The 1,091-nt window shown below is 70.7% G+C and carries 1 protein-coding gene; it reads left to right on the forward strand.

The window, feature by feature from the left end:
* Window positions 1–197: 197 nt before the first annotated feature.
* Window positions 198–1,055: a hypothetical protein gene (locus tag ACFWVD_RS28845; protein ID WP_081523182.1), complete on the forward strand. Its 858-nt coding sequence runs from the start codon at window positions 198–200 to the stop codon at window positions 1,053–1,055.
* Window positions 1,056–1,091 lie beyond the last annotated feature (36 nt).

Genomic DNA, 1,091 nt, shown 5'->3' on the forward strand with positions numbered 1-1,091 from the left:
GCCGGCTGATGCTGATGGCCGGCGCGATCAACCTCTTCCTCGGGCTCCTCATCGTGCTGCTCAAGGTCGGCCTCCAGCACTGACCCCTCCCACCCCCGTCCGCGGCGGCGCCGTACTCTGCCGGCGCCGCGCCCGGCCGCGGGGTGGAACCTGCCCGACCCCTCCCCATCTGATGCTGCATCAGATAGACCGTTCCCATGACGACAGGAGAGCAGGACAGGCAGCAGGACACCCGCGTCGACGACTACGCCGAGCTCGCGGCCGTCGGCCCCTACGGCGTCCGCCCGGGCCATGCGCTGATCACCATGGTGGAACCGCACCCGGGCCACGAGTACGCGTACAACCGCTGGTACGAGGACGACCACTACTACGCCGGCGCGATGGCCATGCCCTGGATGTACGCGGGCCGCCGCTGGGTGGCCACCCGCGCACTGCAGGAACTGCGCTACCCCGAGAAGTCGGCCGTCGCCCAGCCCGTCACCGCGGGCTGCTACATATCGACGTACTGGGTCACCGAGGGCCGCTACGACGAACACATGAAGTGGACCGTCGGCATCAACAAGCGCCTGAACCGCGACGGGCGTGTCTACCAGGACCGCACCCACGTCTTCACGTCGTTCCAGGACCACGTGGCCACCGTCTACCGCGACGGAGCCGCCGGCCCGCGGGACCACCACGCCCTGGACCACCCGTACGAGGGTCTCGTCGTCCAGGTCGTCGACGCCGACGGGCGCGAGCAGCGGGCCGAGTTGCTGGAGTGGCTGCGCTCGCGCGCCCTGCCGAAGCGGCTGCACGGCGGTCCGGCCGCGATGGTGACGGTCTTCCGGCCCACTCCGCTGCCCGGCGACCGGATGACGTACGTCAAGCAGGTGGAGGGGGTCGACACCCGCCTCACGCTGCTGTGGTTCCTCCAGGAGGACCCCCGGACCTGCTGGGACCGTTTCCGGGGGCTGGACGAGGAGGTCGCGCAAGCGGGTCTGGGGCGGGTGGAGTTGGTGGCGCCCTTCATCCCCACGGTGCCGGGGACCGACCGTTACGTCGACCAGTTGCGCTGAGGCGCCACCGGCAGGTAGTAGGACGGCGGGACCGGC

The organism is Nocardia sp. NPDC058666, assembly GCF_042714895.1.
In the GTDB taxonomy this organism is placed as follows: Bacteria; Actinomycetota; Actinomycetes; order Mycobacteriales; family Mycobacteriaceae; genus Nocardia.

Excerpts from the sequence above, each read along its gene's own strand:
- ACFWVD_RS28845 (WP_081523182.1), top strand. The coding sequence starts at position 198 with ATGACGACAGGAGAGCAGGACAGGCAGCAGGACACCCGCGTCGACGAC.